This window comes from Pelovirga sp. (assembly GCF_059864205.1).
This window is the reverse complement of sequence record NZ_JCBCBS010000216.1, coordinates 1-5297: the sequence shown is the minus strand read 5'-3', so window position 1 is coordinate 5297 and position 5297 is coordinate 1. Positions and strand designations below refer to the sequence as shown.

The window sequence follows — 5297 nt, the reverse complement described above, 5'->3', positions numbered from 1 at the left end:
GTCGCCCTCCGGGTGGCAGTCGACGCTTCCCTTGACCTTTTCCAGCGGCAGAAGGAGCCACTCATATACGTGAAACCGGTCGTGCCGCACACCCTGCTCAGACGCCGCGGCTACCAGCGGGACTTCCGAGGCGCGCGTGCGAGGATCCCCCTCGTGAGACTGGACCAGCAACCGAATACACTCGCCGATCTCGCGGTCGTTGGGCAACTCGAAACTCTTCGGCGAGTCGCCTAGAATCCTCCGCGCAGCCTTCATGCATGCACGGAAGAAAAGGGGTTCCTCCCGGTGGTACATCAGGCGGGCCGCTTCTGTTCTAGCGACGCAAGCCGAGGGACTTGATCAAGGTACGATAGCGCTCAACATCCTGAGCGACCAGGTAACTGAGCAGACGGCGGCGTTGACCAACCATCTTGAGCAGACCACGACGGGAGTGGTGATCCTTTTTATGGGTCTTAAAGTGGTCAGTCAGGTAGGTGATCCGCTCTGTCAGAAGAGCTACCTGGACTTCAGGTGAACCGGTGTCACCCTCGTGGCGTTTATACTGATTGATAATTTCTTGTTTACGTTCTGTGCCGAGCACTGCTATCTCCTTTTTATTGTTATTCAATTAAGCCAGTGGCGTGGCTGTTAAAAACATCCTTAAGACCTTGAAGATCTACCATAGTTGAGTCGCCGATGTAAAGATTAATCTCCGACGAACTGGTCCTGAAAGACCCGTATCAAACGGAAATCACCGCGTTTTTCCGAGTGCCGAAACGGCTGGTAATCTGCCACAGCAACTAACCGATCTTTTTGATCAATCAGGCGTACCCGCTCCCCATCGGTGAGGGGCTGTTGCAGGCGACACTGCACTTCCTGCGGGGGAATGCCGAAGGTCAGAGCCTTAAGCGCAGGCTCATCCAGTTCGACAGCAGGAAAATCTGCCAGTGCTTCGCTGTAGCTTAACAAAGCGTCAGCCGGGCTATCCAATTGTTTGAGATCATCGAGGCGGTGGCACTGATCGATGGTAAAGCGTCCGCTTCGCAAACGGCACAATTCAGTAAGATGAGCGCCACAACCAATGGATATTCCCAGGTCATGTACCAATGAGCGAATATAGGTCCCTTTTGAACAGTCGACTTCGATGGTGACAAAAGGGGAATAGACAGCAATTACAGCGAGTCGTGTAATGGTGACTGAACGACTTTCCCGCTCAACTTCAAGCCCCTGTCGAGCCAATTTGTAGAGGGGGACTCCATCACGCTTAAGCGCAGAATACATCGGGGGCTGCTGTTCAATTGTGCCGCGAAAAGCAGAGCAGAAGCGATCGATAGAATCAATATCAAAAGGTGGAACCGGTTTTTTTATCAGTTCCCGCCCCAGGGCATCAAAGGTGTCGGTTGTTTCTCCTAGTTTCAGGGTGGCACGGTAACCTTTATCTTCAACCAACAGGAACTGCAATATTTTTGTGGCATCCCCTAGCGCAACAATCAGGACTCCGGTTGCCAATGGATCAAGGGTGCCGGCATGACCGACCTTGCGGACTGAGAATATGCGTTTTACCTGGCGAACTACATCGTAAGAAGTCAGCCCTTTGGGTTTGTCGATTAGAAGGATTCCGTGCACAAATAAATCAGTTCAGCAATAGATCAAGATGACGATAAAGTTCGGTGCGGGCAGCGTCAAGAGATTGGGCAGGGATACGCGCGCCGGCGGCATTATGATGGCCGCCGCCACCTAGCCGGCGCGCTAGGGTACCGACATCAAGATTTCCCCGTGAGCGAAAGCTGATCTGATAGATTCCATCAGCCTGCTCTTTAATAAACAAGGCGATCTCAACGCCTTTAACAGCCCGGGCGTAATTCACAAAACCATCGGATTCCTCAGAGGTTGCTCCTGAAAGAACGAGAAATTCCTGTTTTAAAGAGACCGACGCATAACGACCACAAGGTGAAATATCGAGGGTATTCAACACCAGTCCCAGCAGGCGCATGCGGGTAAATGGAAAACTTTCATAGAGGCTACTGGCAATTTGCCACGGATCAACACCGCACTCAACCAGGATACCGGCCAGTTCAAACGCTTCACGGTTAGCACTTGAATAACGGAAGGAACCGGTATCATCAAGCACACCTACATACAGCGCTTTAGCAACATCAACATCAAGGGGAAAATTACCGGCACCAAGGAGACGATAAATCAATACCGCCGTGGCACTGGCTCCTGTGTCAAGATAGCAAATATCGCCAAAATCAGAGTAGGGGTGGTGGTCGATATTAATCAGCAGATTGCAGTGTTGTTGCATGGGTATGCCGGCACGTTTCAGCTCACCGGCGTCAAGCAGAAAACCAACATCGAAGGTCTCATCAGCGGCCAGGCTGGTGGCAACAGATTGGGTTCCGGGAAGAAAAGACAGATTGGCAGGAACGCCATCAACATTAAAAGCAACAACTTCCTTCCCCATTTTTCTCAGGGCCAGGGTCAGGGCCAGGGTCGAACCGATGGCATCGCCATCCGGGCTTTCATGGGAAGCAATCAGAAAACGCTGTGATGTCCGTATGTTGTGAATAATATTATTCAGTATCATGCAAATCACCCTGTACCTGGCGCAGGAGATCGTCTATTCGCTGCCCTTTACTGACGGATTCATCAAATTGAAATCTGATGTCCGGCATGAAGCGCAACCGCATGATCTGGCTCAGTTCGCGGCGGATGAAAGAAGCGGCGCTTTTCAGTCCAGTTTCTGCCGCTTTACGAGCGTCAGAATCAGACAGAGTGAAATAGATTCTGGCGAGACTTAAATCACGGGAGACCTTGACCCCGGTCAGGGTCACTGTGGCCACGCGCGGATCCTTAATGCGCTCCATGAGCAACATACTTGTTTCTTTAAGGATTTGTTCGCCTACGCGCTCAGGGCGAAAACTGCTCAATGTAATTTTTCTCCGTAATGGATATGTTCTGTTTCTGAATCAATCATTTCAATCGATCCGCAAACATCAATTTTTGCTTCAAGTTGGCGAAATACCGAATCGATCAGCGCTTCACTGGTTGAGACGATGCAGGCTCCTATAATCGCTCGCTGTAACAGATCAGCATGACCGACCTCAGCGACTGAAACCGGACAAGACGAGCGCAACTGATTTAGCAGTCGGCGGATGACCGAACGTTTCTGTTTTAGCGATTGCACACCATGCAAGCGCAAATCAAAGCGTGCAGTACCAACAATCATAATCGGCCTGTTTTGTTACAATGAGGTTTTAAACTCTTCGATTTCAAAGGCTTCAATAACATCACCAATTTTGAGATCGTTGTAGTTTTCCAGACCGATACCACATTCGTAGCCGGTAAGTACCTCTTTTACATCGTCTTTGAAACGCTTTAACGAACTGAGTTTTCCTTCCCAGATAACAACATTATCGCGGATCAGGCGTACCTTGGAATTACGGATGACCTTGCCGTCAATGACATAACAACCGGCAATGGTACCGACGCGCGTGACATGGAAGGTATCCCGCACCTCAACCCGGCCAAGATGCTTTTCTTTGAGGGTCGGAGCCAGCAACCCTTCCATCGCATCACGGACATCGTTGACGGCATCGTAAATAACACTGTACAAGCGAATATCAACACTCTCATTGTCGGCCAGGGTTCTGGCCTTGGTTTCAGGACGCACATTGAAGCCGAGAACGATAGCGTTGGACGCTGTCGCCAGGGTAATGTCGCTCTCTGAGATGCCGCCAACCCCGGTATGAATAACATTGAGGCGGCAATTTGCTGTGGAAAGTTTTTCCAGAGCATCGCGGACTGCCTCAACGGAGCCCTGGACGTCGGCTTTGATGATGACCGCCAATTCTTCAACAACCCCTTCCTGCATACGGGCAAACAGTTGCTCCAGGGAAGCTTTACTGCTCTTGGCAAGATCAAGTTCACGCTGTTTGGATTGACGATGCTGTGAAACTTCTTTCGCTGATTTTTCTGAATCGACAGCGTGGAAAGTGTCACCAGCATCGGGAACACCACCCAGGCCGGTCACCTCGACCGGGAACGACGGACCTGCTTCTTTTACCGGAGTACCGTTAGCAGCAGTCATTGAACGTACGCGACCATAATGCAGACCGGCAACAATCGAGTCGCCGATCTTTAAGGTGCCATCCTGGACCAGGACCGTGGCGACCGGGCCACGCCCTTTATCCAGACGTGCCTCAACAATTGACCCTTTAGCACGCTTGCTGGGACTCGCTTGCAGTTCGAGCACTTCAGCTTGCAGCAAAATCATTTCCAGCAGGGTTTCAAGATTCAACTTCATTTTGGCTGAAACCTCAACGAAAATGGTCTCGCCGCCCCATTCTTCAGGTACCAGTTCAAATTCCGTCAGATCCTGTTTGATTCTCTCCGGATTCGCATCCGGTTTATCGATCTTGTTCACTGCTATAATGATGGGAACACCTGCAGCTTTGGCGTGGTTGATGGCTTCTTTGGTTTGCGGCATGACACCGTCATCAGCAGCTACAACCAGGATAACAATATCAGTGACACCGGCTCCACGTGCACGCATCGCGGTAAAGGCTTCGTGTCCCGGGGTATCGAGGAAGGTTATTTTACGCCCATCAAGGTTGACATCGTAAGCACCAATGTGCTGGGTAATGCCACCTGCCTCCCCTTCCGTTACATTCGCTTCACGGATGGCGTCGAGCAGACTGGTTTTACCATGATCGACGTGACCCATAATGGTGACAACCGGGGGGCGGGTCTGAAGATCACGATTGGTGCTATCAGTAAGTTTCGGCAACTCGACATCAAGAATCGTCTCTTCATCAAAGGCAATATTCTCAACTTCATAGTTAAATTCAGAGGCAAGAATGGCCGCCGATTCATAATCAAGGGGATGGTTGATCGTGACCATCGAGCCCTGACGCATCAACTCAGCAATCAGCTCTTTAGCTTTAACCCCCATCCGTTTGGCCAACTCACCAACCGTAATTGAATCACTGATTTTTATAATCCGTTTAATCGCTTTGCTGATAGTGACTTCGGTATGCTTCGTTGATTTTACACCTTTGCCACCGCGTTTTTTCTTTTGTCCAAGGCGCCCTGGCTCAAACACCTCGACCCGGCGACCGCGGCGCGAAACCTGACCTTCGGTCTGCTCGAATTCATTATCACTACGCCGACCTTTTTTACGTTTTTTGATATTTCTGCCTTCTTTTTCCGGCAATGGCTGTTCTACCGGCAGTGGCGTTGACAAGTCGCCACGTAACCGTCCCCGCGCTGATGCAGGGGCACCGGGACGTGCAGGGGCACCGGGACGTGCAGGGGCA

7 protein-coding genes are annotated in these 5297 nt (G+C 50.9%); all 7 read right to left on the bottom strand.

Annotated elements, in window-relative coordinates:
- On the bottom strand, window positions 1-207 hold a 207-nt coding region (locus AC6F7T_RS13475; protein WP_500719669.1), incomplete at its 3' end, for a hypothetical protein.
- Between the two features lie 106 nt (window positions 208-313).
- Complete coding sequence (rpsO, locus tag AC6F7T_RS13470; RefSeq protein WP_500719667.1) at window positions 314-580, bottom strand: 30S ribosomal protein S15; 267 nt, start codon at window positions 578-580, stop codon at window positions 314-316.
- Window positions 581-684: 104 nt separating this feature from the next.
- A complete protein-coding gene (truB, locus tag AC6F7T_RS13465) occupies window positions 685-1605 on the bottom strand; it encodes a tRNA pseudouridine(55) synthase TruB (protein ID WP_500719665.1) in 921 nt (306 codons plus the stop codon).
- A 7-nt stretch (window positions 1606-1612) separates the two neighbouring features.
- The gene (locus tag AC6F7T_RS13460; protein ID WP_500719664.1) at window positions 1613-2566 is read right to left on the bottom strand and encodes a DHHA1 domain-containing protein; all 954 of its coding nucleotides are present in this window, start codon (window positions 2564-2566) and stop codon (window positions 1613-1615) included.
- Window positions 2553-2909 (bottom strand): 30S ribosome-binding factor RbfA, encoded by a 357-nt coding sequence (rbfA, locus tag AC6F7T_RS13455; RefSeq protein ID WP_500719663.1) that lies wholly within the window; start codon window positions 2907-2909, stop codon window positions 2553-2555. Before rbfA ends, AC6F7T_RS13460 begins: the two co-directional genes overlap by 14 nt.
- A complete protein-coding gene (locus AC6F7T_RS13450) occupies window positions 2906-3208 on the bottom strand; it encodes a DUF503 family protein (RefSeq protein WP_500719661.1) in 303 nt (100 codons plus the stop codon). Before AC6F7T_RS13450 ends, rbfA begins: the two co-directional genes overlap by 4 nt.
- 15 nt (window positions 3209-3223) lie before the next feature.
- A partial coding sequence (infB, locus tag AC6F7T_RS13445; protein WP_500719659.1) for a translation initiation factor IF-2 occupies window positions 3224-5297 on the bottom strand: 2074 nt, incomplete at its 5' end.